This window comes from Archangium sp. (genome assembly GCF_036388035.1).
Taxonomy (GTDB): Bacteria; Myxococcota; Myxococcia; order Myxococcales; family Myxococcaceae; genus Archangium.
The window spans coordinates 1-25583 of sequence record NZ_DASVSO010000897.1; the positions used below are offsets into that span (position 1 = coordinate 1).

The following is a 25583-nucleotide window of genomic DNA, read 5'->3' on the forward strand; positions in this document are numbered from 1 at the left end:
GTCCTCGGGCTGCGTGTCGAAGGCACCCTCCGAGGCGCTGGCCTGCGTCTCCGAGTCCGGCCACTCCGCTCCCGCGCTGGACTCGGAGGCGCCGGCCCCATTGGTTCCAGGGGCTTCGCTCTCCGCGACCTCCGCGCCCCGGCTGACGCCCGGCTCCAGCTCACGCCAAGTGGCCGCTCCAACGGGGAGGGCCACGAGGCACGCGAGCAGGGCGAGGGTCAGCGGGGGGCGGAGACGGCGCGAGGACACGGCGGACTCGGGACTCGTGAGGAGAGGCTACTTCTGCTTCGGCGCCACCAGATCCTCCTGGCGGAGGACACCGTTGGCCGTGAGGAACTCGCCGAAGCCGCCCTCGATGATGCCCTTGTTCTTCCACTGGCCGTCGCGCTTGACGAGGATGTTGGCCGAGCGCCACGAGGCCTTCTCCGCGCCGAAGTCGTAGGTGTCCACCTGGTGGGCGATCACCAGGGTGTCGGTGAGGAAGATGTACTCGCGCGGGCCGTGCTGGAGCGGGACGCGCGGGAAGTACGGGCCCACCTGGGACATCATCTGCAGGTAGCGCTCGTGGTCCATGATGAACGTCACCGGCTTGCCGCTCGCGTCATCCGTCTGGAAGAAGACCGGGTAGTCCTCCTGGGCGAAGAGCAGGTGCATCTGACCGGTGTGGATCGCCTGCTGACGCGCGGCGAAGAAGGCATCCAGCTCGGCGCGATCCTCGCTGCTCACCGGGCGCGCCAGCAGGCCGTTGTTGCGATAGGCCTCCAGCGTGGTGGGGCCCGGGGTGAGCTCCGGCTTCGTCGAGGCAGCCGGGGAGGTGGCACGGTCAGCGGAGGAGGCGGGCGGTTGGCGAGAGCTCATGGGGAGGTGAAGGCGAAGGGGGAAATCCCGACGTGAGGCGCGGGACGGGGCGGTTGTACCACGGGGCTCCCGTCTCCCGGGGAGCACCCCGGGTGCCTTGACTACAACTTTCCACGAAACCTATTCTCACGGTGAAATACGGATTCATCCCGCCGTGACGGGCCCCCCTCTGTCCCGGCGTGGTTCCCCCTCCGTGTCCTCCCCCAAAGAGCCATGAAGAAGATCCTCAAGTACATCGGCATCGGGTTTGGCGGTCTGTTCGTGCTGCTGGGCATGGCCATCACGGTGGCGGCTTCGATGGATCCGCGCAGCCGCCCGGCGTCCACCGAGAAGGTGGAGGCGACCCCGGAGCGCATCGAGCGCGGGCGCTACCTCGCCAACCACGTGGGCATCTGCTTCGCCTGCCACGCGGAGCTCAACCACGAGAGCCTGTCCCAGCGCATGGTGCCGGGCACCGAGGGCTTCCCGGGTGGGTGCGATCCGAGCTTCCCGGGCAAGGTGTGCTTCAGCAACATCACCTCGCACCCCACGGCCGGCATTGGCGGGTGGTCGGATGGTGAGGTGATCCGCGCCATCCGCGAGGGCATCAGCCGCGACGGTCGCCCGCTGGCGCCCCTCATGCCCTACGGCGCCTACAAGTCGTTCAGCGACGAGGACACCAAGGCCCTCGTGGCCTACCTGCGGACGCTGGCGCCGAGCGACAAGGTGTCCCCGGTCTCCGAGCTGCCGCCCCCGCTGAAGATCGCGATGAAGTTCATGCCCGCTCCCGTGGAGGAGCCCGTGGCCCATCCGGCCGCCACCGACACCGTGGCCTACGGCCGCTACCTGACGTCCGTTGCCGCCTGTGGGGACTGCCACGGCAAGGACTTCTCCGGCGGTGGCATCGAGTTCCATACGCCCGTGGGCCCGGTGCTGGGCGCCAACATCACCCCGGACCCGGAGACGGGGATCGGGGCGATGACCCGTGAGGGCTTCATCAACCTGTTCAAGGCCTACAAGGATCTGGATCCGGCGCTGAAGATGAACGCGCAGACCGCCTCGCACATGCCGTGGAGCCTGTACGCCGGCATGAAGGAGGAGGACCTGGGCGCCATCTTCGACTACCTGCGCACCGTGCCCGCCGTCCGCAAGCAGGTGGTCATCCGGCCCCAGGCTCGCGCCGAGGCGGCGCACTGAGCCACCGCTGTCGCGCTGCCCGTCCATCTCGTTCCGCAACCGCTCCGTGCAGAGGGCTTTCTGATGGGGCTCATGCCCTTGTTGTTGCGGCTGGCCGTCCGCAACCTCTTCTCCAGCTTCCTCTACGTGGTGGTGGGCGGGCTCGTGCTGCTGGGCACCTTCCTGCTCGTCACCGGCGGCGCGCTGCTCGACAGCGTGAGCTCCGCCATGGGCCAGAGCATCCGCGGCAGCCTCGCGGGTGACGTCCAGGTGTACTCGTCGCGCTCGCGTGATTCGCTCGAGTTGTGGGGCGCGCCGGACGTGGCGCCCGACCTGGCCCCCATCGACGACTTCTCCCGCCTCAAGCGCACCCTGGCCTCGGTGCCGGAGGTGGAGCGCGTGGTGCCGCTGGCCATCAGCGTGGCCACCCTCAATCCCGGCAACTACCTGGACATCGTCCTGGGAGACCTGCGTCAGGCCTTCTCCGCGCGCCAGCGGGGGGAAGGGGATCTCGCGGCGCTCGACGCCACCATCCAGGATCGCAAGGCGCTGGCCCGGCAGCTCATCCAGGTGCTGCGTCAGGAGATGACGGGGGCCAAGGAGCTGGCGAGCGAGCGGGCCTGGTCCACGGCCGATGGGGAGGCGCTGGAGCGCGCCAGCTCGGAGGGCTTCTGGGCCAGCTTCGATGCGGCGCCGTTCGACGCGCTCGAGTTCCTGGAGAACCAGGTGGCCCCGCAGATGAGCGAGGTGGACCCGTACATGGTGCGTTTCGCGGGCACGGACCTGACGGAGTTCCAGCAGGCCTTCCCGAACCTGCACGTCGTGGATGGCGAGCCCGTGCCCCAGGGGCGCCGGGGCCTGCTCGTCTCCAAGCTGTTCTACGAGGACACGCTGAAGCTGAAGACGGCGCGGCGGTTGGACCTCATCCACGAGGCGCTGGCGGCAGGCAAGACGCTCGCCACGGATCCCGACCTGCAGCGGAAGGTGGAGGACAACCGGACGCAGCTGCGCGACATCGTCTACCAGCTCGACGCGACGCGCACCCGCACCCTGGTGGAGCGGCTGCAACGCGAGCTGGGCTCCAAGGAGGAGGCCCTGCCCGCGCTGCTCGCCAGCTTCTTCTCCACGGACGACGCCAACTTCGCCCGGCGCTACGCCTTCTTCTACTCGGACGTGGCCCCGCTGCTCGCCGTCTACCGGGTGAAGGTGGGGGACTCCCTGACGCTGAAGTCCTTCACGCGCAGCGGCTCGGTGCAGTCCGTGCGGCTGAAGCTGTATGGCACCTTCGAGTTCAAGGGCCTGGAGAAGGCCGCGCTCGCGGGCGGCGTCAACCTGATGGACCTGATGTCCTTCCGGGATCTCTATGGCTACGTCACGCCGGACGAGCAGGCGCAGCTGGACGCGCTCCAGGCCGCTGGCGGGGTGCGGGAGCTGTCTCGCGAGGAGGCCGAGCGCGAGCTCTTCGGCGGCGCCGCGGAGAGCGTGGAGGCCGAGGCCCAGATGCAGGAGCTTCCCCCGCTGGACGGGCTGCTCACCGAGCGCGCCGAGTCACAGGAGGATCGCGTCTATACCCAGCAGGAGCTCGACCGGGGCGTGGTGCTGCACGCGGCGGTGCTGCTGAAGGACCCGACGCGACTGGACGCGGGCCTGCGGGCCATCTCGGAGGCGGCGAAGCGCGACGGGTGGGAGCTGAAGGCGGTGCCCTGGGTGGAGGCGGCGGGGATGATCGGCCACCTGGTGTCGGTGGCCCGGGGAGCGCTCTACTTCGCGGTGATGGTCATCTTCGTGGTGACGCTGGTGGTGCTCAACAACGCGCTGATGCTGGCCAACCTGCGGCGCGTGCAGGAGTTCGGGACGCTGCGGGCCATTGGCGCGCAGCGCGGCCTGGTGCTGGCCATGGTGCTGGTGGAGTCGCTGGTGCTGGGGCTGGTGGCCGCGGGGCTGGGGGCGCTGCTGGCGGGCAGCTTCATTGGCTGGTTGGGCCATGCGGGCATTCCGGTGCCCTCGGCGGAGCTGTCCTTCTTCTTCGCCGGGCCGAGGCTGTTCCCCTCGGTGCTGGCCAGCCACGTGGTGTCGGCCCTGGTGCTGGTGCTCGGCGTTACCCTGGTGTCCACCCTCTCTCCGGCGCTCATGGCCACGCGCGTCTCTCCGCTGCGCGCCATGCAGGCCAGCGACTAGCCCATGCTCCACCTGCTCCTCATCGCCTGGCGCAACCTCCTGCAGCACCGCCGGCGCACGCTGCTGCTGGGCTCCACCCTGGCTGGCATCTCCGTGCTGATGGTGCTCCTGCTCGCACTGACGGGCGGCGCGCGTGAGCGGCTGCTCGAGTCCGCCACGCTGACGTCCAGCGGCCACGTCAACATCAGCGGCTTCTACAAGGTGATGCCCGGGCAGGCCATGGGGGCCGTCACCCGCTACCCGCGTCTCCTGGAGGTGGTGCGCGACGAGGTCCCCGAGCTGGAGCGCGTCAACGTGCGCGGTCGCGGCTGGGTCCTCTTCGTCAGCGACAGCCACACCCTCAAGACGGACGTCATCGGCGTGGACCTCGAGGCGGAGCGGGATCTGCGCCGGGTGGTGCAGATCGTGGAGGGCAACCTGGACGAGCTCTCTCGTCCCGGCACCGCGCTCCTCTTCGAGGAACAGGCCCGCAAGCTCCAGGTGAAGGTGGGGGATGTGCTCACGGCGTCCGCCACCACCTTCCGGGGCGTCAACAACACCGCGGACGTGCGCGTGGTGGCCATCGCCCGGGACATGAGCATGCTCAGCTCCTTCAGCGTCTTCATGCCCAACGCCACGGTGCGCGAGCTGTACCAGCTCAACGACGACACCGCCGGGGTGCTCCAGCTCTACCTCAAGGACATGAAGGACATGGCGGCCGTGCAGGGGCGGCTGCGCAAGCGCCTCGAGCAGGAGGGCTACCGGATGATGCCCACCAGCGAGGGCCTCTACTGGATGAAGCTGCAGAGCATCACCCAGCAGGACTGGACGGGGCAGAAGCTGGAGATCACCAACTGGGAAGACGAGATGTCCGGGCTGCACTTCGCCGTCTCCATGATGGATGCGCTCGGCGGCGTGCTGGTGGGCTTGCTGTTGCTCATCGTCGGCGTCGGGGTGATGAACACCCTCTGGGTGGCCATCCGCGAGCGCACCCAGGAGGTGGGCACCCTGCGCGCCATCGGCATGCACCGCTGGCGGGTGGTGGCCATGTTCGTGCTGGAGGGCTTCGTCCTCGCGCTCGCCTCCACGCTGGTGGGCGTGGTGCTCGGGCTGGGGCTGTGCGCCGCCCTCAACGCCGCCCAGGTGCCCGTCCCCCAGGGCGCTCGGATGTTGCTGATGTCGAACGCCTTCTATTTCCAGGTGGGCCCGCGCGCCCTGGTGCCGCCCCTGCTCTTCGTCATCTCCTGCGTCACCTTCGTCTCCCTCTTCCCCGCGTTCCTGGCCGCCCGGCTCCGGCCGATCACGGCCATGTCGCACCTTGGGTGATTCCATGCGCCTGCTCTCCCCGCGGTCCCCCGTCCCGCACCGGCTCGTGCCCGCGCTCGTGCTCGCCCTGGCGTTGCTGCCCGCGGCCTCCGCGCTCGCCGACGCGCCGGCCCTCTCCCCCGAGCAGCTCCAGCAACTCTTGAAGACGCTGGACGAGCGCTCGAACACGCCCACGGACTACCGCGCGCAGATGACGGCCTTCGTGAAGCGCGAGACGGGCACGGCCGTGCGCGAGCTGCAGCTCTTCCGCCGGGATCGCGAGGAGCGGCTGGTGGTGCTCTTCACCGCCCCCAAGACGGAGGCCGGCAAGGGCTACCTCCACGAGGAGAAGAACCTCTGGAGCTATGACCCCAACGTGGGCCGGTGGGAGCGGCGCACGGAGCGCGAGTCCATCGGCGGCACCGAGTCGCGCCGCTCGGACTTCGACCAGACGCAGTACGCCACCGGGTTCGACGCCACCTACGAGGGCACGGACAAGCTGGGCAACCTCACCGCCCACCGCATCGCCCTGAAGGTGAAGGAGGGCCGGGACGTGGCCTTCCCCCTCCTCAAGGTCTGGGTGGACGTGGCGAGCGGCAACCAGCTCAAGCGCGAGGAGTACGCCCTGTCCGGCAAGCTGCTGCGCACGGCGCTGAGCTCGGGCTGGAAGAAGGTGGCGGTGCCGGGCCGCCAGGAGCCCTTCTGGTACCCCGAGGAGATCCGCCTCTACGACGAGCTGCACAAGGGCAACTCGACCGCCTTCAAGTGCAAGGGCGTGGACATGCGCCCGCTGCCCAACAACCTCTTCACCAAGGCCTGGTTGGAGAGCAAGAGCCGATGAAGTCCTCGGAGGTGGTGGCGGTGGTGACGGGCGGGGCGTCCGGCCTCGGAGCCGCGACGGCCGCGCGTCTGGTGGCCGCGGGCGCGAAGGTGGCGGTGTTGGACCTGCCCTCCAGTCCCGGAGCGCAGCTCGTCTCCACGCTCGGCGAGGCGGCCCTCTTCACACCGGCGGACGTCACGAGCGAGTCCGAGGTGACGGCCGCCCTGGAGGCCACGCGCACCCGGCTCGGGCCGGTGAACGTGCTCGTCAACAGCGCGGGCATTGGCGTGTCGATGAACACGCTGGGCTTCCGGGGGCCGGCGAAGCTCGAGGACTTTGCCCGCGTCATCCACGTCAACCTGGTGGGGACGTTCAACTGCATCCGGCTCGCCGCGGCGCACATGTCGCGCAACCGGCCCAACGCGGACGGCGAGCGGGGCGTCATCGTCAACACCTCGTCCGCGGCGGCCTTCGATGGGCAGGTGGGGCAGGTGGCCTACGCGGCCTCCAAGGCCGGCATCGTGGGCATGACGCTCCCCCTCGCGAGGGACCTGGCCGAGCTGGGCATCCGCGTGGTGACGCTCGCGCCGGGCCTCTTCGACACGCCCATGCTGTCCGGGCTGGCCGAGCCCGTGCGCGCCTCGCTGGTGAAGCAGCCGCTCTTTCCGCAGCGGCTCGGGCGCCCCGAGGAGTTCGCCGCGTTGGTGCAGCACGTCCTGGAGAACGTGATGCTCAACGCGGAGACGATCCGGCTGGACGGCGGCATTCGCATGCCGCCGCGCTGACGGGGACGCGGCGGCGGCTCAGCTCTTGTTGGAGAGCTGCCGCAGCATCTCCTCCACCTGCTCGTCCGAGAGCTGGTTGACGTCGATGGGCTGCGAGCCCAGCACCGGCGTGGCCTTCGCCGCCGCCACTTCCTCGGCGAGCTTCTCCACCGTGGGCTGCTCGAAGAGGACGCGCAAGTCGAGCTCCACACCCAGGCGCTCCTGCACCAGGGTGAGGATCTGCATGGCCGCCAGCGAGTGTCCGCCCAGCTCGAAGAAGTTGTCCTGCACGCCCACGCGCTTGAGGTTGAGCGTCTCGCACCAGATGTCCGCGAGCGTCTGCTCCACCGGGTTGCGCGGGGCCGCGTAGGAGGCGTCCTCGGCCGGGGCGGTGTCCTCGGGGCGGGGCAGGGCCTTGCGGTCCACCTTGCCGTTGGAGGTGAGAGGCATGGAGGGCAGCGGGACGAAGGCGGACGGCACCATGTACTGCGGCAGCTTCTCGCCGAGCGCCCGGCGCAGCTCGCGCATCAGCTCCGTGCCGCTGGCCGAGCCGGGCTGCGCCACCACGTAGGCCACCAGCCGCTTGTCTCCCGGCGTGTCCTCGCGCGCGAGCACCACCGCGTCCTGGACGGCCGGGTGCTTGCGCAGCGCCGCCTCCACCTCGCCGGGCTCCACGCGGTAGCCGCGGATCTTCACCTGGTGGTCCACCCGGCCGAGGAACTCCAGCTGTCCGTCGGGCAGGTAGCGGGCCAGGTCTCCCGTGCGGTACATGCGCGCGCCGGGCATGCCGCTGAACGGGTCCGGCATGAAGCGCTGCGCCGACTGTCCGGGCTGGCCCAGGTAGCCGCGCGCGAGTCCCGCGCCGCCGATGAACAGCTCGCCCGGGTGCCCCGCGGGGACGGGCTGAAGGTGCGCGTCCAGCAGGTAGATGCGGCCGTTGGCGACGGGGCGGCCGATGGGCAGCACCGGGGCCTCCAGCGTGCCCTCGCCGCCCTCGATGCGGGCCATGGCCGAGGTGACGGTGGCCTCCGTGGGGCCGTAGACGTTGAGCCAGGGGACGTTCCGGCCGCCCACGCGCTGCCACAGCGCCCACGTCTCCGGCAGCAGCTTGTCGCCGCCGAGGATGACGAGCCGCAGGCACTCGGGCAGCTTCCCGCCCTGGCGCGCCAGCTCGGAGAGCCACTCGTGGAGGTAGGCCGGCGGCAGGCTCAGCACGCTGAGCTGCTCGCGGGCGATGAGGTCGCGGAACTCGCCGGTGGGCACCAGCTCGCCGCGCACCACGATGGACGAGCCGCTCAGCAGCGGCGGGTAGATCTCCTCGCCAGCCGCGTCGAAGAAGACGGGGGTGAATTGCAGCACCCGATCCTTCGGCACGAGGGCGAAGCGCTCGGCCACGGCGAGGTTGTGGTTCACCACGGCGGCGTGCGAGACGAGCACGCCCTTGGGCTCACCGGTGGAGCCCGAGGTGTAGATGATGTACGCGAGGTTGCCGGACGAGGCGCGGCGCGGCAGGGGCGTGGCCTCCTCGGTGGCGATGGCGGCCCAGCCCGTGTCGAGCGCGAGCGCCGTGCGGCCCTCCAGCGGCAGCCGCTCCACGAGCGCGCCCTGCGTCAGCACCACGCGCACGCCGGCATCCCCCAGCATGTGGGCGAGCCGATCGCGCGGGGCGTCGGGATCCAACGGGACGTAGGCGCCGCCCGCCTTGAGGACGGCGTACACGGCGACGATGATCTCCAGCGAGGGTTGGAGGCACAGCGCCACGCGCGACTCGGGGCCCACGCCGAGCTTCACGAGGTGACGGGCGAGCTGGTTGGCCCGCGCGTCGAGCTGGCGGTAGGTGAGCGTCTGGCCCTCGAAGAGGACGGCGAGGGCGTCCGGCGTGCGCGCGACCTGGGCCTCGAAGGGCTCGTGGACGCACGTGTCCGGGGGGAAGGGGCGCGCGGTGTCGTTCCAGGTCGCGAGCTGCTGGTGGAGCTCGGCGGGCGTGAGGAGGGGGAGCGCGGCGGCGGGCGCCTTGCCTCCACGCGCGAGGCCCTCGAGCAGCACGCGGTAGTGCGCGGCGAGGCGCTCGATGCGCGCGGCGTCGAAGAGGTCCGTGCTGTACGTGAGCGTGCCCTCCAGCCCGTCCTCCCCGGGGCGCAGCGCGAGGGCGAGGTCCAACCACGACTCCGGCGTGCCGGGCTCCTCACGGGAGAGGCGCAGCGAGACGGGCTGGGGCAGGGCGGACGGGGCCTCGAAGTGGAAGGCGGCCTGCATCAGCGAGCCGAGGTTGGCGCCGGTATTCACCTGACGTCCGGTGAGGGCGGCCTCGGGAGGAATCTCCTGGTGGGCGAGCGCCTCGTCCAGGGCCCGCTGCATGCGCTGGAGGAGGGTGGCCGGGGTGGGCTGATCCGACAGCTCCGCGCGCAGGGGCAGCAGGTGCTGGAAGGGGCCGAAGAGGGAGGCGAGCGGCTCGCCGGAGCGGCCCGGGGCGCCGACGCCGACGATGAGCTCCTCCTGGCGCGCGTAGCGGCCGAGCAGCAGGGTGTAGCCGGCGAGGAGCGCGGCCTCCAGGGAGGCGCCGTGGGCCTGGGCGGCCTGGCGCAGCGCCTCCACCTGGGCGGAGGGCAGGGAGAAGCGCACCTGCGCGGCGTGGAAGCCTCGCTGGCCCGGCTGGGGCGAGCGGTCACGCGGCAGCTCCAAGGTGGCGGGGGCGTTCTCCAGGGCCCGGCGCCAGTAGGCGTAATGGGCCTCGAGCTTCCCCGCGTCGAGCCGCGTGCGCTGCTGGTGGGCATGGTCCGCGTAGTGGACGGCGGCGGGTGGAGTCCCGGCCGGGGCGCCACTCCGGGCGCGCTCATAGGCGGCCCACAGTTCGGGCAGGGCGCGCGCCAGGGAGGTGGCGTCCGCCGCGATGGGGTGGGCGGCCCAGAGGAACAGGTGCTCCTCGGCGCTCAGCCGGACGAGCCCGAAGCGGCTGGCCTCTGCCTGGGTGAGCTGGAAGGGCTGCGCGGCCAGCGTGGAGAGCCGACGGCGGGCCTCCGCCTCACGCTCGGCGGGGGGCAGCGCGGAGACGTCCTCCACCACGAGCGGCACGGGCCGGGGCGCGGGGAGGATCTCCTGGAAGGGGCCAGAGGCGTCCGCGCCGAAGCGGGTGCGCAGGGGCTCGTGGCGGGCGATGAGGGCGCCGAGGGCCTGCTCCAGCGAGGCCCTGTCGAGCGGCCCGCGCACGCGCAGGCCCAGCCGCACGGTGTCCAGGGTGGAGCCGGGGAAGAGCTTCTCGAGGAACCACCACCGCTCCTGCGCGAGGGAGAGCGGGAGCCGTTGCGTACGCGGCACGGGGTGGAGGGAAGCGGAGGTGGGGGCGTCGTTCAGCATGTCCGGGGGCTTCCTGTTGAATCGAGCGATGACTGCGTGGCGGCCGGGCTCACGCTCCGAGCTTCAGCTCGGTGACGCCGTCCAGCCGCACGGCCTCCAGTCCGCGGCTGCGAGCCTCTCCCAGCAGCTTGTCCGACTCGCGCATGCGCGAGGACTCGGGCGGGGAGGCCGGGCCGATGATGGGGGCCAGCCAGGGCTCCAGGCCCATGGCGTAGTTGAAGATCCGCCTGGCGCCCACCACCTCCAGCAGCCGGAGGCCCTCGGTGGCGTTGCTGCCACGGCAGCGGCGCTCCTTGTCCAGCCGACGGTCCCTGCGGCGGGGGAAGAGCGCGTCCTGACCGAAGCCCAGCGGCGAGCCCTCCAGCTCCGTGTTCATGAACACGTTCTGGATGGGGCCGAGCGCCTGGCGCATGCGGCGGTAGATGGCGTCGTCATGGCAGGCGGCGTCCGCGGCGAAGAGCGTCTGCTCCTGCCCGGTGCGCACCACGTAGCACGTCTTGCCGTGGGCCACGTCCCCGTGCTCGCCGAGGAAGGGCGCGGAGATGATCTCCCCGTCCGGCAGCGGGAGCGACTCGAAGGAGTCCACCTCCACCACGTCCGGGAAGCCCGACTCCATCGCGAGGCGTCGCAGCGACACGTCACCCAGCAGCATGCCCGCGGCGCGGGGGACGACGAGCTTGCCCAGCCGGTGGCGCAGCCGCAGCAGCGTCTCCAGCGCGAAGTGGTCCGCGTGGGCGTGCGTCACCAGCGCGTAGTCGATGCGCTCGGGCAGGTCCCGGAAGGACAGCCGCGGCGCACCGCCCTGGGCCGGGCGCGGGCTCACGAAGGGGTCCACGAGGAGGGTGCGGCCCTTCCACTCGAGCAGCACCGTGGCGTGTCCCAGGTAGCGCACCCGAGGGCCCGGGCCTTCCCATGGCGTGGACGTGGCAGGCGCCTCGGGGGTGAGCAGTGGCAGCAGCGAGTCCGGGGACGCCACGCCCAGCAACTCGGCGATGCGTCCGAGCGGCTGCGGCTGGCTGTCCAGCCGGTACAACTCATCCACCCGAGCGTCGTGGAAGGGCACGCGCCAGTCCACCGCTCCCGCCTCGGGCAGGCGCGGCGTGGTCATCACGGGCTCGCGCTCCTCGTCCGAGCCCAGCCGCGCCAGCCGCAGCGACTGCAACGAGGGCAGGTGGTACGGGCTGCGGTAGCTCATCCCCTCCAGCAGCCGCACCGTGGGCCGGTTGGTGTAGTCGTAGACGAGCTCCACCATGCCGCGCAGGGGCTCGGGCAGCTTCTCGTAGAAGGGCCCGAGGGGCTGGCCACGGGCCTCGGTGAGGAACCAGGGCTGGAACTCCTCCAGGGCCTTGGCGAGCTGCAAGCGCTCCTTCTGCTCGGTGAGCATCTCCTGGAGGAGGGTGCGCACCTGCCCGGCACGGGCCGCGGGCACGCCGACGAAGGCCGCGCCGCTGAGCTTCGGATCCTTCGCCGCGCGGGCGTGGAAGTCCGGGCTCTGCAGGTAGGACTGGAGCAGCGGCACCAGCGAGTGGTGCAGGTGCAGGCTCGCCGGCACGGGCGCCACCGTCATCCACCACGCGCCCCAGCCCTGGACGAGCGGCTCGACGAAGGTGGAGTCGGCGAGGAAGTAGGGCGTGGTGCTCATACAGGGCTCCGGGGCAGCAGCTCCGAGCGCCGACGCTCCGGCTCCCGGATGGCGGACTCGAGCACCGCGCCCAGCTCCCCGAGGAGCCGCTGCGCGGTGGAGGCGTCGAAGAGGTCGGGATCGTACTCGAGCTCCACGGACACGCCCTCAGCGTCGTCGAAGCCGCGCAGGCTCAGGTCGTACTTCGCGGCGCCGCTCTTGCCGCCGAGCCGCGTCACCCGGCCGCCCTCGAAGGCGGGCATCTCCGAGCCGGTGTGCATGGAGAGGACGACGTTGCACAGGGCCATGCGGAGGGGATCGCTCGGGCGCTGGCCCAGGGACTCGGCGATGCCGTCCAGGGACACGTCCGTGTGGGCGAAGGCGCCGAGCATGGCGGCGCGCGCGGCGGCCAGCAGCTCGGTGAAGGACGGGTCTCCGGAGGCCTTCACCCGCAGCGGGACGGTGCCGATGAGGGGACCGGGGAGGGACTCACTGCCGGGCACGTCGCGCTGGAGGACGGGGGTGCCCACCACGAGATCCTCCTGGGCGTCGTGGCGGTGGAGGAGGGCGAGCAGGGCCGCGTGGAGCGCCATGAAGGGCGTGGCGGCATGACGCTGGCTCAGCTCCCGCAGGGCCGCCGAGGAGGCCGGGGAGAGGTGCAGCCGCGAGGTGAAGGCCGTGACGTCGCGCGCGGTGGCGGGCCGGGGCCTGTCGGTGGGCAGGCGCACCTCGGCGGGGGCGCCGGAGAGCTGCTCCTTCCAGAAACCGAGCTCGGCCTCCAGCGTGGCGCCAGAGAGCCACTGCCGCTGCCAGTGGGCGTAGTCGGCGAACTGGAGCGTCGGCTCCGGCAGGGCGGCGGGACGAACGGCGCGCATGAGCTTGTGCAGGGAGAGCAGCTCACCGAGCACCACGTCCATCGTCGCGGCGTCCGACACCACCTGGTGCATGGACAGGATGAGGACGTGCGAGTCGGGGCCGCGCCGCAGCAGCTCCGCCCGAGCCAGCGGGCCCTGCTCCACATCGAAGGGGCGCTGGCCGGCGCGGGTGATGTGCTCGGCCACGGCGCGCTCCTGCTCGGCGGAGGGCAGGGAGCCCAGGTCGGTGAGGGCAACGGGCTGCGCGCTCGGCCACGCGATGCGCTGCACCCAGCGACCGCCCTCGTTGGCGAAGGTGGAGCGAAGCACCAGGTGGCGGGCGAGCACCTCGTCCCAGGCGCGCTGCAGCAGGGCGGCGTCGAGCGGCCCCTCCAGCCCGTAGGCGTCCACCACGTTGAAGAGGGCGGTGTCCGGCCGCTGCGCCACCCGGGCGAGCAGCGCCTCCTGCGCATAGGAGAGGGGAGGGAAGGCGCCGTGCTCCACGGGCGCGAGCGGAGGCCGCTGGGGCGCCGCCGTGCCGCTGTCCTGAGCGAGCAGCCCATCCAGGTAGGCCGCCAGCTCCACGAGCGACGTCTTCTCGAAGAGGAGGCGAACGGGCACCTCGACATGGAAGAGGTCGCGCAGCCGCGAGGCCATCTGCGCCGCGAGCAGCGAGTGGCCGCCCAGATCGAAGAAGTGCGCCTGCCGTCCCACGCGCTCGACGTGGAGCAGCTCGCCCCACAGCGTCGCCAGGGCGCGCTCGGTGGGGGTGACGGGCTCGTCGCCCGCATTGGCCTCGGAGCCTGATGCGCCCTGTCCCGGAGGCGGCAGGGCCTTGCGATCCACCTTGCCGTTGGTCGTGGTGGGCAGGGACTCCAGGAGGACGTACGCCGCCGGCAGCATGTACTCCGGCAGCCACCGGTGGAGCGACTCGCGCAGCCCCGCGGCCTGCGGCGTCGCACCCGGAGCGGGCACCACGTAGGCGACGAGCTGCCGGAGGCCCGGGTTGTCCTCGCGCACGAGCACCACTGCCTCGCGCACGTCGGGCAGCCGGCCCAGCGCCGATTCAATCTCACCCAGCTCGATGCGGTGGCCGCGCAGCTTCACCTGATGGTCGCGCCGCCCGTGGAACTCGAGCTGGCCGTCCACCCGGTAGCGGACCACGTCGCCCGTCCGGTAGAGGCGGGCCCCGGGCTCACCGGAGAAGGGATCCGGCACGAAGCGCTCGGCGGTGAGCTCGGGGCGGCGGAGGTAGCCGCGGCCCACGCCGATGCCGCCGATGAACAGCTCGCCGGGGACGCCCACGGGCACCGGTTGCAGTTGCTCGTCGAGCACGTACAGGCGCACGTTGGGGTGCGGCCTGCCCAGCGGCGGCCGGCCCGAGCCGGGCGCGCAGAAGGTGGTGGTGGCCGTCACCGTCGTCTCGGTGGGGCCGTAGGCGTTGACGAAGGTGCGCCCGGGGGCCCAGCGCTCCATCAGCTCGGTGGAGCACGCCTCGCCGCCCACCATCACCCAGTCAACCTGGGAGAAGTCCGAGGGCTCCAATGCGGAGAGCACCGGCGGGGGGAAGACGAGGGTCTGGACGCCCTGCTCGCGAGCCAGCCGGACGAGCTCGGGCCCGGGCAGCAGGCGCTCCTTGGGGGCGAGCACCAGGGTGGCGCCGCCCACGAGCGCGGAGAGGATCTCCTCGACGGAGGCGTCGAACCCGAGGGCGATGCCCTGGAGGACGCGGCGGCCGGGGCCGGCGTTGCGCGTGCGCACGGCGGTGAGCGCCATGTTGCAGGCCGCGCGGTGCTCCAGCATCGAGCCCTTGGGCGTGCCGGTGGAGCCCGAGGTGTAGATGATGTACGCGAGGTTGCGGCCATCGAGGGGCACGTCCGGGGAGGTGTCGGGCGAGGCGTCGATCTCCGCCGCGTCATCGTCCACGCACACCGTCGCCGGGGGCAGGCGCCCGACGGAATCCAGCCGCTCCCCCCGGGTGATCATCACCGGGGGCCACGCGTCATCGAGGATGTAGTCCAGCCGCTCCGGAGGCAGGTCCGGGTCGAGCGGCAGGTAGGTCCCGCCGGCCTTGAGCACGCTCAGCAGCGCGACGATCTGCTCCACCCCGCGCTCGAGGTAGACGGCGACGAGCACCTCGGGACCCACGCCGCGCTGGCGCAGGGCATGGGCCAGCCGGTTGGCGCGCTGGTCGAGCTCCGCGTAGGTGACGGTGGTGCCCTCGAAGCGCAGCGCCTCGGCGTGAGGGGTGCGCGCCACCTGGGCCTCGAAGAGGCGGGGCAGGCACGTCTCGGGCAGCTCCGCAGCGGTGTCGTTCCACTCCTTCAGCACCCGGCGGTGCGTCGCCTCGTCCAGCACGGGCAGCGCGGACACCCGCTGCTCCGGATCCTCGACGATGCCCTCCAGCAAGGCGGCGAAGGACGCGGCCAGGCGCTCCAGGCTGGCGCGCTCGAAGAGATCCTCGCTGTAGACGAAGAGCAGCCGCAGCGTCTCCGGCTCCTCGATGATGCCGAGGGCCAGGTCCATCTTCGCCGAGGAGCTGCGCAGGTGCAGCGGCCGGTGCAGGGTGGGACCGGCGCGGTAGGGCTCGATCGGCTTCTGCACGTCGAAGAGCACCTGGAAGAGCGGAGTGCGGCTGGGATCCCGCTCGGGGCGCACCGCCTCCACCACCTTGTCGAAGGGCAGCTCGTGGTGGGAGAAGGCGTCGAGGTCGCCCTGTTGCACCCGCTTGAGCAGCTCGCGGAAGGTGGGGTCGCCCGACACATCCGTGCGCAGCACGAGCGTGTTGGCGAAGAGGCCGAGGACGTTCGCCGTGTCCTGGGAGCGTCCCGAGAAGGAGACGCCCACGGCCACGTCGAGCTGGCCGGTGTAGCGCGCCAGGAGCGCCTTGAAGGCGGCCTCCATCAGCATGAAGAACGTCACGCCCTCCCGCTGGCTCAACCGGCGCAGGGCCGTGGTGAGCTGGGGAGAGAGGGTGAAGTCCTCGTAGGTGGAGCCGCGCATGGAGCGCACGGGAGGCCGCGGCCTGTCCGTGGGCAGCTCCAGCGGGGGCGTCTCCGCGAGCCGCTGGCGCCAGTAGGCCACCTGCCGCTCCAGCGCCTCGCCCGCGAAGTGCTGACGCTGCCAGCGCGAGAAGTCCGAGTACTGCAGGACGGGCTCGGGCAGGGGCGAGGGCCGGCCCTCGGAGAAGGCCTCGTAGATCGCCGCCAGCTCGCGGTAGAGCAGGTCGTAGGTGGTGCCGTCGGTGACGATGTGGTGGGCGCTGACGAACAGCACGTGCCGCATGGGCGCCATGCGCACCAGCCCCACGCGGAACACCGGGCCCTGGCTGAGCGCGAAGGGCCGCTCGGCCTCGGCGCGCGTGTGCCGGTGCAGCTCGGCCTCGCGCGCGTCCTCCGGGAGCGGGGACAAATCCACCACCGGCAGGCTCAACGCGGCGGGCGGCTGCACCACCTGCATCGGCACGCCACCCACGGCGGGGAAGACGGAGCGGAGGAGCTCATGCCGGCGGAGCAGCTCGGTGAAGCTCCGCTCGAGCACGGGCACGTCCAGGGGCCCGATCACCTCCACCAGACCTATCTCGTTATAGGCGGGGCTGTCCGGCTCCAGCTCCTGGAGGAACCACATGGCCTCCTGGAGGAAGGACAGCGGGTGCGGCTCTTCGCGAGGTCCGGGCCGTGGTGGCGTGGGACGAGGGGGCTGGCGCTCACCCTTCTGTTGCAGCAGGCGCTGCAGCAGGGCTCGCTTCTCCGCCGCGCTCAGGTTCTGGGGAAGATCCGATCCGTTCATGAGGGGCGTGCCCGGTGTCCGAGGGGGAGCTGGGGCCGGGGACGACCCCACCGAGGCACGGCGCGCGGGCACCGGGAACCCGCGCGCGCATGCCCGCGTTCATCACGGACCGGGGGGCGGACCGGAGCCCGGGGGAGGACCCGCCGGGAAGCAGAAGAACGGCAGGGTGCCCGTCGGGCCCGAGGGAGCCTCACCGGGAATGAACGGAGGGCTGAGCTGCGCCGACACGGCGATGATCTGCCCGGGGATGGGGAACGCCTGCAGAGGCATGTACCCCCAACCTCTCGTCGGATTCCCGTCCTTCACCGTGTAGGTGACCGGCGCGGGACCACCACCCTCGCCCGGGCCACCAGGACCAGGGCCAGGACCAGGACCGGGGCCAGGGCCAGGACCGGGGCCAGGGCCCCCCGGGGTGGCGGGGAGGGTCACCACCGTGACGCCGATGGGGCTGGTGGGGGTCTCGCTCACGTAGAAGCCGCGCACGGACTGGTTCGCCTGCGTCCCAGGAGGCGCCCAGGCGATGTTGTACGGGGTGCCAGCGGTGGCCTCGATGGTGGTGTTCGGGGCCTTGACGCGCCACCCGGGGAAGCCCGGCTCATACATCCAGACCACGGTCACGCCGGAGAACTTGTCCGGCTTGACGAAGTCACCCACCGCGGTGGGCATCCCCTTGCTCGTGCGGTACTTGGCCACGGCCTCCAGCACGCCGTTGTTGCCCATGTGGAGCGCTTCGAGCGTGTAGCAGGCGCTGCTGTTGGTCTGCACGACGCGCAGCGTGATGGTGGGGAAGTACGTGGCCGGGGCGATGGGCGGAGGACCCGGAGGAGGGCCATCGCCAGGACCAGGGCCGGGGCCGGGGCCGGGACCAGGCCCGGGGCCAGGACCAGGGCCGGGGCCCGGAGGCGGACCGAGCGGAGGCGAGGCGAGCTTCCCGGTGCCGGTGGTGGCCACGAAGAAGGGGGCGCCCACGGGCCGGTAGGGGACGCCGGCCACGCGCCAGAGGCCGTCCGAGCCCGTGAGCGTCGCGGCGGTGGCCGCGGGCCCGTTGAGCATCGGATCGAAGGCCTGCACCGTGGCGCCCTCGATCTGCGACATCGCGAAGAAGGGCAGGCCCTCACCCAGGATGGGCGGCGGGCAAGCCATCGGGTTCGTGCAGCCGCTCGACAGCAGGTAGTAGGCCTCCGGGTCGTGGGTGTACCCGGACAGCACGGTGGTGAGGTTCTCGCCCGACACGAAGGCCGGGTTGGCCTCCTCGGGGGGAGCCGGATCCTCGAGCGAGCAGCCCGACACCAGGGCCGTCCCCAGGGACGTGATGAGGCCGATGAAAATTGAGCGATTCATTCGGATCGAATCCTCTGTCGTCAGTTCTTGGGGAGGATGTGGTTGGTGGGCGTCTTGTTGACGTGGCACGACTCGGCGCAGTTGCTGAACCGGTTGGGCGTCACCGAGTCACCGAACTTCGCGTTGAAGTACTCGTTGCCGTGAGCCGACGGGTGGCACGACTGGCACACGCTGAGGCTCGGGCGCACCGCGCTCTGCTTGGACAGGTGGCACATGGTGCAGTCCGACTTGTCCGCCGTGTACTTGTTGGAGCGCATGTGGATCTGGTGCATCTCCACCTGGGTCCGGCCGGGGTTGTCCGAGCCACCCTGGTGGCACAGCTTGCACGACTCCACGTGGTCCACCGAGAAGCCGTGGCGCAGGTTGTCCAGCGACAGCACGCCGCGGTGGCAGATCTGGCAGTTGCCCACTTCGTTCGGGTACGTGGTCTTCTGGGTGCTGCCCACCTGGAAGAAGACGGTGGTGCCCTTGGCCACGCGCTCACCCATGAACTGGCGGTTGGCGCGCAGCACGGCGACGTACGTGCCGGGCTTGGCATCCGCGGGCAGCGTCACCGGGTTGCGGTTGGGCCAGGTGGCGTTCTTCAGGCCCACGAAGCCCGTGCCCTCGGCCGCCTCGGTGACGATGGAGAAGAAGTGGTTGCCCAGGCTGAAGAAGGGCGTCTTCCCATTCACGTCGCCAAACGGCTTGAGCTCCTGCAGGGGGCCACCCACCTGGTACGAGGTGGTGATGTCGCGCTCCTGCATGTTGGGGAAGTGGTTGGAGTGGAAGTACGTCAGGCCGTTGGTCTTGCCCGCGAAGTAGTCCGCGTAGCTGGGCAGGAGCCCCGGCTGGTGCAGCAGGTTGCCCTCGCCGTCGCGCACGTTGGTGAAGAGCTCGAAGGTCTCGCCCGGCTCGTAGAACTGGCCGTTCTTGGGCTGGGTGAGCTTGATCTCCGGCTCCACGCCGAAGCCGCAGACGACCGGGGTTCCGTCGTCCTTGAAGCACGTGGGGGCCACGTCGCTGGGACGCACGAAGGTGACCGGGAAGTGGAAGGGCTGGTTGGGCAGCAGGCTCCACGTCACGCGGATGGCGCCGTCACCCGTCAGGCCCGACACGCGGAAGCTCTTGAAGGGGTTGGTGGAGCCCACCAGGTCCACGCGCGCCACCGTGCGGAAGACGACCGGCACGCCGAACGGGCCCGTCTGGGCCGTGCGCACCTCGATGTCGCCCGGGTAGCGCGGCGCCAGGATGTTCTCGATGCGCCAGGCCACGCGCGTGTGGCCCGCCGTCGACGACTCGCCCAGGAACTCGTTGCGCCCGTAGGTGGTGGACTGGCGCACCGTGCCTTCCGAGTCCAGCACCTCCACCAGGAAGCTGTCCGTCTTGGACACCATCCACTTGGCGTTGTTGAAGGACACCTCGCGGTTCCACAGGCCCGTCAGGTCGTTGGTGCCCCAGGCCTCCTCCTGCTGGCCCAGGTTCGACCAGTCCAGGCCCTTGAGGCGCGACTGGGTGGTGATCCACTTCACCGCGGGCTGGATGTACTTGTCCGGGTTCTTCTTGTTCGCCTCGATCGCCGCGTCGTCCGCCGCGGTGCTGGGGTTGCCGTAGAAGTCACCGTGGACGTTCACCACCGAGTCCATCAGCGTGAGCTGATTGAGGAAGTAGTTGGTGTCCGTCATCAGCTCGAAGCGAGCCGTGGGCGTCACCTTCGCCCCATGCGTGAAATCCCCCGTCATGGGGTTGTCGCAGGTGCTCGGGTAGTCCGGGATGGGCGAGTTCCCCTTGGCGATCACCTGGCCATTGGCCAGGACCGCGCACCCGTTGAACATCTGGAGGCCGAGCTTGATGGCACCCGAGGCCGAGGCGGAGTACGGGTCGAACGCGGTGGAGCCGCGCCCCTTCGCGTTTTCGGAGTCCTCGGTCTTCAGCAGCTGGCAGGCCGTGAGGCTCAGCAGCAGGCCGCACAATGTACTTCTCAGGACCAGGGGAGTGTTCATTCGGTGGCAGAGCTTGGGGGGAGAAGGCGGGAATCCGCCTTGACGCTAACAGATGGAGCGGTCGCGCGTCGACAGGGTGAGACGGGGCGCCACGTCCCGGGGGGGACGTGGCGCCCGCCATCTCTCTACAGGTTGACCAGATCGAAGGGGCGGTTGAGCTTGCTGCGCGGCTTGGGAAGCACCCGGCGCACGGCCTCGGGTTCACCGCCAGAGAGGGCGGCGATCAGCTCCTGCGTCTCCTTCATGCCGGTGGTGCTCGCCTGGGCACAGCGCAGTGCGTCGGAGAAGTCCGTGCGGCCCTCGGCCAGGGCGAGGCCGGCGAGGCTCTGGGCCAGCCGGAGGGGATCTCCCAGGGTGCGGGAGAAGTCCACCGCCTGGGTGAACCAGCGCACCGAGGTGGCCGGCTGCTCCTCCAGGTACATGCGCCCCAGCTCGGCGGAGATGACCTGGCTGTGCAGGGGGTCTCCCAGCCGGCCGGCGCTCTCGTAGGCCGCCGTGTAGTTCTCCACGGCGCTCTCGCGCTCGCCCGCCGCGAGCTGGAGTCCGGCCAGCCGGTAGCGGTGGTGCTTGGAGAAGTTCTCGCCCCACTTCTCGCTGAGCTTCTCGAAGCGCCGCCAGGTGGTGATGGCGTCCGCGTACATCTTCGCGGTCTCCTGGAGGACGCTGGCGTTGGAGATGAGGTTGATCTTCAGGTGGGTGGCGCTCGCGTCGTGCAGATCCCCCACGCAGCGCATGGCCTTCTTCTCCTCGACCATGGCCTGTTCCAGCTTCTTGTCCTGGAAGTAGGTGAGGGCGTACACGTTGCGCAGCCAGCCCTCGTGGAGCGAGCGCGCGTCGGACTGGCGCCCCTCCATCGCGGCGAACCCGGCCTCGATCTCGGCGCGTGCGTTGGGGAGGTTGCCCAGGCGCTTGATGAGGGTGAGGGCCCGGTACATGTGCAGCTGGGCCCGGCGCTCCGGGGAGATGTTGCGCTCCAGGCCACGGGCGAAGGCCTCCAGCGCCTCGTCGTGCAGGCCGGTGAAGACGTGCACCACGCCGATGCTGCGCTCCAGGAGGGCGCGCAGCTCCTCGGCATCTCCGAGGCTGTCGCGGTCGATCTCGATGGCTGGCGTGGTGAAGCCGGTGTCGAGCGAGTCCCAGCCCTCGGCCACCCGGGCCGAGGAGAAGTCGCTTCCCGCGGCGTCGATCAGCGCCAGGCCGCGCTCGGCGGCGAGCTGGGCACCTTCATAGTTGGTGGTGAAGAAGCAGCCGCGGATGGCGAGGATGGACGCGGCGATGCGGTGCTCGAGCGGCCGCTCCTCGTCGATGACGGCTTGCAGGTACTGGCCCTCGAGGTCCACGGCCGGCTCCAGCGGGCGGCTCGACGTGGGACCCACCTCCGAGCCGGGGCGCGGGGCGCGCATCCGGTCGCAGAGCGTGTCGAGGTAGGCGCGGCGGCGCGACTCGAAGAGGGCGGCGTAGTGGGGACGGCGCACATGCCAGCCGGTGAGGAGGATCTGGCTCTCGAGCTGCTCGAGCCGGCCCCACTCGGCCGCGCGCATGAGCGTGCGCAGGCTGACGAGATCGCACTCCCCGGCGCCGTGGACGACGAGGGGACGCCCGCTGGCGCGGAGCGCCTCGACGATGGCGCGGGCGGCGAGGTTGATGACCCAGAAGCTCTGCTCGGACTCGCGGTGGAGCCGGCGTTCGGACGGGGTGAGGGCGAGATCCGCCAGATCCGGGGCGCCCTTGAGGGAGCCGGGGAAGAGGCGGTTCCATTCGGCCGGACGGCTCTTGGCGAGAGCCCGGACGGTGTCCGGCGCGGCATCCTCACAGGCCAGGAGGATCTTCCGCAGGCCACCGTAGGCAACGGGCAGCGCGACGCCAGCATCCACTTCGATGGCGTTGGCGGGGAGCGTGGACGGCACCTTGCCGTCCACGGAGACAGCGAGCGAACTCCGGGTCATGTGCTCAGGCCAGCGCGAGGGGGGCGATCTTGTTCTCGATCTCCTCGAGGAGGAAATCGATGTTCTCCAGCTCGTCCAGCTTGTCGAGCGAGCCGGCGGGAGCGTCCGCCGAGATCGACGGCGTGACAACGGACGAGGGGGTGGGCTCCGAGGTCTGTGCGAAAGCGTCGAGGTTGTCGCTCACGGCTGGCTCCTGGCGGGTGGGGGAATGCAGGGGGGACGGCTTTTTTCAGCGCCGTCGGTTTCTATTATTCTTGAATTCCGGTCAGAAGGTCAAATCAGGAATGAAGTGCTTTCCCTAATATCTGAACGGAAGGGCAGGAAGGTCCGCCAGGAGCGGAATTCACGCCCACGGAGCCGCGCAGCAGGGCGTAGTCCTCGAAGGCGCGGGCGAAGGTCTCGATGCTCGAGGGCCGTAACCATGGCGGTTCGCCGCCAGCCGGTCCGCCTGGATGCACACTCGGGCATACTCCGGTCGGGAGGGCGGCATGGGTGCCTCCATCACCTTCGACGATTCGCTCTGGCCATTGCTCATCTCCCGGTTCGAGGGAGTGGCCTCGGACGCGCAATACGAGGAGTACCTGGCTCGGGGGACGGCCTACCTCCAGCGGGGAGAGCGGTACGTCAGCGTACTCGACATGGGCCGGCTCGCCGTGCCCACGGCCGCGCAGCGCCAGCGTCAGGCCGAGTGGCTCAAGGCGCACGAGACGCTCATGCACGAGCTGCTGCTGGGCGGTGCGCTCGTCATCACCTCTCCCTTCGTCCGGTTCGCGTTGAGCACCATCCTCCATCTCAAGCCCATGCCCATGCCGTATGTCGTCGTCCCCGACGTGGCCATGGGGCTGGGGTGGGCCGTGGCCCGCCTGGAGGAGGCCGGGATTCACGAGGCCGTCGGGCGCATCCGGCACCACGTGGGCGAGCAACCCCCGCTCGGTCGGGTCCTTTCGCGTCGCGGGTGAGGACGACGTCGGCGTCCGGCCTCGAGGTCTGGCTGGCGGCCTGCTCGGCGAGCCAGCGGCCCTTGGTCTCCCCATTAGCCAGGAGCCGTGAGGGTCAGGAGGGCCGCGCTCGGGGCGAGAACACCGGGGCTGCACGAAGGGCGGCGTTTGGGGGAGACTGAGGGCGTCCATGAGCTCCTCGGCTCCGGGGGAGTCCCCGGTCCTCTCCTTTCGGCACCTGCTGTCCGACGCGGTCGGCTCGTTCCTCCATGAGACCGGGCTGGGGCCGGCGCAGGTAGGGGATGCGCTCAGCGAGCTCATCGTCACGCTGTCGCGCTACCGCGAGGAGGGCGAGCCCCTCTTTCCCGTGGCCTTCGTGGGCGATGACCTGGAGGGGATGCTGCGGGTGCTGGGCGGGAGCGATCCGGTGGCCATTGGCACGGGGCCTCGGTCGCGAGAGACGATTCAGCGAGCGCTCAAGCAGTGCGCACCCCTGGGGCAGGGCCGGTGGTGGGCGCTGTACGTGCTGCTGGTGCCGGACGGCTTCGCCTACGGCGTCTTCCGCACGGACCCCTCGCCACTGGTGGAGACGCCGCTGGAGCGGATGCGGCGGGCCGGAGATCGCTCGCTGCGCCTGGTGGGCGTGCTGCAACTGGCGGAGAACGTCATCGAGCTGCGTGGCATGGGAGGCCTGTACCGGCACGTCTTCCTGTCCGGCTCCCGGTTGGAGTCCACGCTGCCCACGGTGGCGATGGACGAGCTGTCGCTGGCGCTCACGGCGGACGTGCCGGAGCCGGCGCGGAGCCTGACGCGGGACTTCTTCCGGCGCGTGCTCTTCGAGGCCATGCAGGCCTCGCACGGCACCCTGGTGGCGGTGCTGCCCAAGGGGCACGGCGGCTCGCCCGTGTTCGTGGATGGCGTGCTGCTGACGGAGCCGATCGACCTGGTGGCGCGGGTGATGCGCTACCAGGACAGCCCGGGCGTGGAGGCGGCCTCGTCGGTGAGCGCGGCGGCGCAGCTCCTGCGGGGGATGATGGCCACGGACGGCATCACCGTGCTGCGCTCGGACGGGTTCATCCTGGGCTACAACGTCTTCATCCGGCACCCGGAGACGCTCATGCGCGAGCCGGCACGCGTGGGCGGCGCGCGGCGGCGGACCTACGAGGTGCTCTGCGCCTGGGTGGGGCGGGAGCTGACGACGGCCTTCTTCCGCTCCCAGGACGGCGCCGTGGCCTGCTGCCGCGACTGAGTCACGAGCCCTCGCCCCGCGCGAGCGGATAGCCGTCCGGGTTCTTCCCCTCCGGGAGTGGAGCGGGCTCCGGCGGCTTCCACGCGGGGCCGCGGAACACGTACCCGAGGCGGACGCGGAGCGGATTGGGCCGGAGCACGTCGCGGAGGATGGCGGCGTACTCGTGGAAGGCGATGCGCAGCGGGTTGTACGTCTGGAGGTTCTTGGTGAGGCCGTAGACGGGGCGCTCGTCCTCGGGCTGGAAGGTGCCGAAGAGCCGGTCCCAGATGATGAGGACGCCAGCGTAGTTGCGATCCAGGTAGCGCGCGTTGGAGCCGTGGTGGACGCGGTGGTGCGAGGGCGTGTTGAGCACCCACTCGAGCGGCCCCATGCGGCCCACGGCCTCGGTGTGGATCCAGAACTGGTAGAGCAGGCTGATGGCGTGCTGGGTGAGGATGAGCGCCGGGTGGAAGCCGAGCAGCGCGAGCGGCGCCCAGAAGAGCAGGTGCGTCATGGGCGTCCACGTCTGCCGGATGGCGGTGGACAGGTTGTAGTGCTGGCTGGAGTGGTGCACCACGTGCGAGGCCCAGAAGAAGCGGGACTCGTGATGGATGCGGTGGAACCAGTAGTAGCAGAGGTCCTCGGCGAAGAAGAGCAGCACCCAGGCGAGCACGCCGGTGCCGAGCCGCAGCGGCGTGGCCTCGTAGAGCAGGGAGTAGAAGGCGTACTCCACGCCCTTCCAGAGCATGTAGATGAGGGAGTAGACGGTGCCCATGGTGAGGCTGGCTGCCGTGTCCTTGACGGCGTAGCCCACGAGGCCCTTCTCGCGGTGCCGCGAGAGCCAGAAGCCCTCCGCGAGCATCAAGAGGACGAACGCCGGAGTGGCGAACTGGGTGGGATCGAAAGAAGGAAGATCCGCCATGGGGCGACTCCCTAGGGTTGGGGTGGGGAAGCGAAGGCGCGACGGGCGAACTGGACGAGCAGCGCGAGCATCTGCCGGTGATCGGGATTGGCGGGGAGCGCCACACCGCCAACGGCCGCGCCCTGCACGGCGTTGAGGATGAGCTCGATGATGGCGTCGAAGTCGGGGTGCGTGGCGGCGACGGCGGGGAAGAGCTCGCGCGCGACGCGGTGGAGATGGCGGCGGTGGGGCGGATCCACGCCGCTCAATGCCGAGGCCAGCTCCGGGTCGGTGCGCGCGGCGACGTACAGCTCGACGGCGGCGAGCAACTCGGGGCGCTGGTAGATGGACCACAGCCGCTCGATGGCCTGGGCGACGCGTTCCTCCTCCGGCAGCGCGGTGGCCTCGAGCCCGTCGCGGTACTCGGCGATGAGGCGGGGGAAGAGGTGCTCGATGGCGGCGGCGAGCAGCTCGGCCTTGGTGGGGAAGTGCTTGAAGAGGGCGCCCTGGGAGATGCCCGCGCGCTGGGCGATCGCGATGGTGGTCGTCTGGGCATGGCCGAGCTCCACC

18 protein-coding genes are annotated in these 25583 nt (G+C 70.8%); 7 read left to right on the forward strand and 11 right to left on the reverse strand.

All coding sequences use genetic code 11. The features are described from left to right. Positions 1-249, reverse strand: a 249-nt coding sequence (locus tag VF697_RS36770) for a hypothetical protein (protein ID WP_331102522.1), incomplete at its 3' end; no start/stop codon positions are given. A 27-nt stretch (positions 250-276) separates the two neighbouring features. Further along, positions 277-858, reverse strand: a complete 582-nt coding sequence (locus tag VF697_RS36775) for a hypothetical protein (RefSeq protein WP_331102524.1) — start codon at positions 856-858, stop codon at positions 277-279. Positions 859-1071: 213 nt separating this feature from the next. On the opposite strand from VF697_RS36775, the gene VF697_RS36780 reads away from it, so the two are divergent. The 5 genes from VF697_RS36780 (at position 1072) to VF697_RS36800 (ending at position 7080) form a co-directional block, all read left to right on the forward strand. Beyond that, entirely contained in the window at positions 1072-2034 is a 963-nt protein-coding gene (locus VF697_RS36780) for a cytochrome c (RefSeq protein WP_331102526.1), read from the forward strand. Between the two features lie 63 nt (positions 2035-2097). After that, on the forward strand, positions 2098-4191 hold the full coding sequence (locus VF697_RS36785; protein ID WP_331102528.1) for an ABC transporter permease: 2094 nt from the start codon (positions 2098-2100) through the stop codon (positions 4189-4191). A 3-nt stretch (positions 4192-4194) separates the two neighbouring features. Further along, positions 4195-5496, forward strand: a complete 1302-nt coding sequence (locus VF697_RS36790) for an ABC transporter permease (protein WP_331102530.1) — start codon at positions 4195-4197, stop codon at positions 5494-5496. A gap of 4 nt (positions 5497-5500) precedes the next feature. Continuing rightward, positions 5501-6316 (forward strand): outer membrane lipoprotein-sorting protein, encoded by an 816-nt coding sequence (locus VF697_RS36795; RefSeq protein ID WP_331102532.1) that lies wholly within the window; start codon positions 5501-5503, stop codon positions 6314-6316. After that, positions 6313-7080, forward strand: coding sequence for a 3-hydroxyacyl-CoA dehydrogenase (locus VF697_RS36800; protein WP_331102534.1), 768 nt, complete (start codon positions 6313-6315; stop codon positions 7078-7080). Before VF697_RS36795 ends, VF697_RS36800 begins: the two co-directional genes overlap by 4 nt. A gap of 18 nt (positions 7081-7098) precedes the next feature. On the opposite strand, the gene VF697_RS36805 is transcribed toward VF697_RS36800, so the two are convergent. The 7 genes from VF697_RS36805 to VF697_RS36835 form a co-directional block, all read right to left on the reverse strand. Further along, the gene (locus tag VF697_RS36805; RefSeq protein ID WP_331102536.1) at positions 7099-10413 is read right to left on the reverse strand and encodes an amino acid adenylation domain-containing protein; all 3315 of its coding nucleotides are present in this window, start codon (positions 10411-10413) and stop codon (positions 7099-7101) included. 49 nt (positions 10414-10462) lie between these two features. Beyond that, entirely contained in the window at positions 10463-12055 is a 1593-nt protein-coding gene (locus tag VF697_RS36810; RefSeq protein ID WP_331102538.1) for an MBL fold metallo-hydrolase, read from the reverse strand. Next, positions 12052-16677: an amino acid adenylation domain-containing protein gene (locus VF697_RS36815; RefSeq protein ID WP_331102540.1), complete on the reverse strand. Its 4626-nt coding sequence runs from the start codon at positions 16675-16677 to the stop codon at positions 12052-12054. The genes VF697_RS36810 and VF697_RS36815 overlap by 4 nt, the downstream gene beginning before the upstream one ends. Positions 16678-16779: 102 nt before the next feature. After that, on the reverse strand, positions 16780-18018 hold the full coding sequence (locus VF697_RS36820) for a hypothetical protein (RefSeq protein WP_331102542.1): 1239 nt from the start codon (positions 18016-18018) through the stop codon (positions 16780-16782). A 20-nt stretch (positions 18019-18038) separates the two neighbouring features. Next, positions 18039-20000, reverse strand: coding sequence for a hypothetical protein (locus VF697_RS36825; protein WP_331102544.1), 1962 nt, complete (start codon positions 19998-20000; stop codon positions 18039-18041). 125 nt (positions 20001-20125) lie between these two features. Continuing rightward, entirely contained in the window at positions 20126-21946 is a 1821-nt protein-coding gene (locus VF697_RS36830; protein WP_331102545.1) for a hypothetical protein, read from the reverse strand. Positions 21947-21950: 4 nt separating this feature from the next. After that, positions 21951-22130 (reverse strand): Xan family putative trans-acting RiPP leader peptide, encoded by a 180-nt coding sequence (locus tag VF697_RS36835; protein WP_331102547.1) that lies wholly within the window; start codon positions 22128-22130, stop codon positions 21951-21953. Positions 22131-22434: 304 nt separating this feature from the next. Here VF697_RS36835 and VF697_RS36840 point away from each other — a divergent pair, with 304 nt between their 5' ends. Both VF697_RS36840 and VF697_RS36845 read left to right on the forward strand, forming a co-directional pair. After that, complete coding sequence (locus VF697_RS36840; protein ID WP_331102549.1) at positions 22435-22905, forward strand: hypothetical protein; 471 nt, start codon at positions 22435-22437, stop codon at positions 22903-22905. A 169-nt stretch (positions 22906-23074) separates the two neighbouring features. After that, positions 23075-24133: a hypothetical protein gene (locus VF697_RS36845; RefSeq protein ID WP_331102550.1), complete on the forward strand. Its 1059-nt coding sequence runs from the start codon at positions 23075-23077 to the stop codon at positions 24131-24133. A gap of 1 nt (position 24134) precedes the next feature. Here the strand turns inward: VF697_RS36845 and VF697_RS36850 are convergent, their stop codons facing one another. Together VF697_RS36850 and VF697_RS36855 are read right to left on the reverse strand one after the other, a co-directional pair. After that, on the reverse strand, positions 24135-25034 hold the full coding sequence (locus tag VF697_RS36850; protein ID WP_331102552.1) for a sterol desaturase family protein: 900 nt from the start codon (positions 25032-25034) through the stop codon (positions 24135-24137). An 11-nt stretch (positions 25035-25045) separates the two neighbouring features. After that, on the reverse strand, positions 25046-25583 hold a 538-nt coding region (locus VF697_RS36855; protein ID WP_331102554.1), incomplete at its 5' end, for a TetR/AcrR family transcriptional regulator.

Bases quoted from the DNA above. Each gene is read 5' to 3' on its own strand.
- VF697_RS36775 (WP_331102524.1), bottom strand. From the start codon at position 858: ATGAGCTCTCGCCAACCGCCCGCCTCCTCCGCTGACCGTGCCACCTCC.
- VF697_RS36780 (WP_331102526.1), top strand. From the start codon at position 1,072: ATGAAGAAGATCCTCAAGTACATCGGCATCGGGTTTGGCGGTCTGTTC.
- VF697_RS36785 (WP_331102528.1), top strand. From the start codon at position 2,098: ATGGGGCTCATGCCCTTGTTGTTGCGGCTGGCCGTCCGCAACCTCTTC.
- VF697_RS36790 (WP_331102530.1), top strand. From the start codon at position 4,195: ATGCTCCACCTGCTCCTCATCGCCTGGCGCAACCTCCTGCAGCACCGC.
- VF697_RS36795 (WP_331102532.1), top strand. From the start codon at position 5,501: ATGCGCCTGCTCTCCCCGCGGTCCCCCGTCCCGCACCGGCTCGTGCCC.
- VF697_RS36800 (WP_331102534.1), top strand. From the start codon at position 6,313: ATGAAGTCCTCGGAGGTGGTGGCGGTGGTGACGGGCGGGGCGTCCGGC.
- VF697_RS36805 (WP_331102536.1), bottom strand. From the start codon at position 10,413: ATGCTGAACGACGCCCCCACCTCCGCTTCCCTCCACCCCGTGCCGCGT.
- VF697_RS36810 (WP_331102538.1), bottom strand. From the start codon at position 12,055: ATGAGCACCACGCCCTACTTCCTCGCCGACTCCACCTTCGTCGAGCCG.
- VF697_RS36815 (WP_331102540.1), bottom strand. From the start codon at position 16,677: ATGAACGGATCGGATCTTCCCCAGAACCTGAGCGCGGCGGAGAAGCGA.
- VF697_RS36820 (WP_331102542.1), bottom strand. From the start codon at position 18,018: ATGAATCGCTCAATTTTCATCGGCCTCATCACGTCCCTGGGGACGGCC.
- VF697_RS36825 (WP_331102544.1), bottom strand. From the start codon at position 20,000: ATGAACACTCCCCTGGTCCTGAGAAGTACATTGTGCGGCCTGCTGCTG.
- VF697_RS36830 (WP_331102545.1), bottom strand. From the start codon at position 21,946: ATGACCCGGAGTTCGCTCGCTGTCTCCGTGGACGGCAAGGTGCCGTCC.
- VF697_RS36840 (WP_331102549.1), top strand. From the start codon at position 22,435: ATGGGTGCCTCCATCACCTTCGACGATTCGCTCTGGCCATTGCTCATC.
- VF697_RS36845 (WP_331102550.1), top strand. From the start codon at position 23,075: ATGAGCTCCTCGGCTCCGGGGGAGTCCCCGGTCCTCTCCTTTCGGCAC.
- VF697_RS36850 (WP_331102552.1), bottom strand. From the start codon at position 25,034: ATGGCGGATCTTCCTTCTTTCGATCCCACCCAGTTCGCCACTCCGGCG.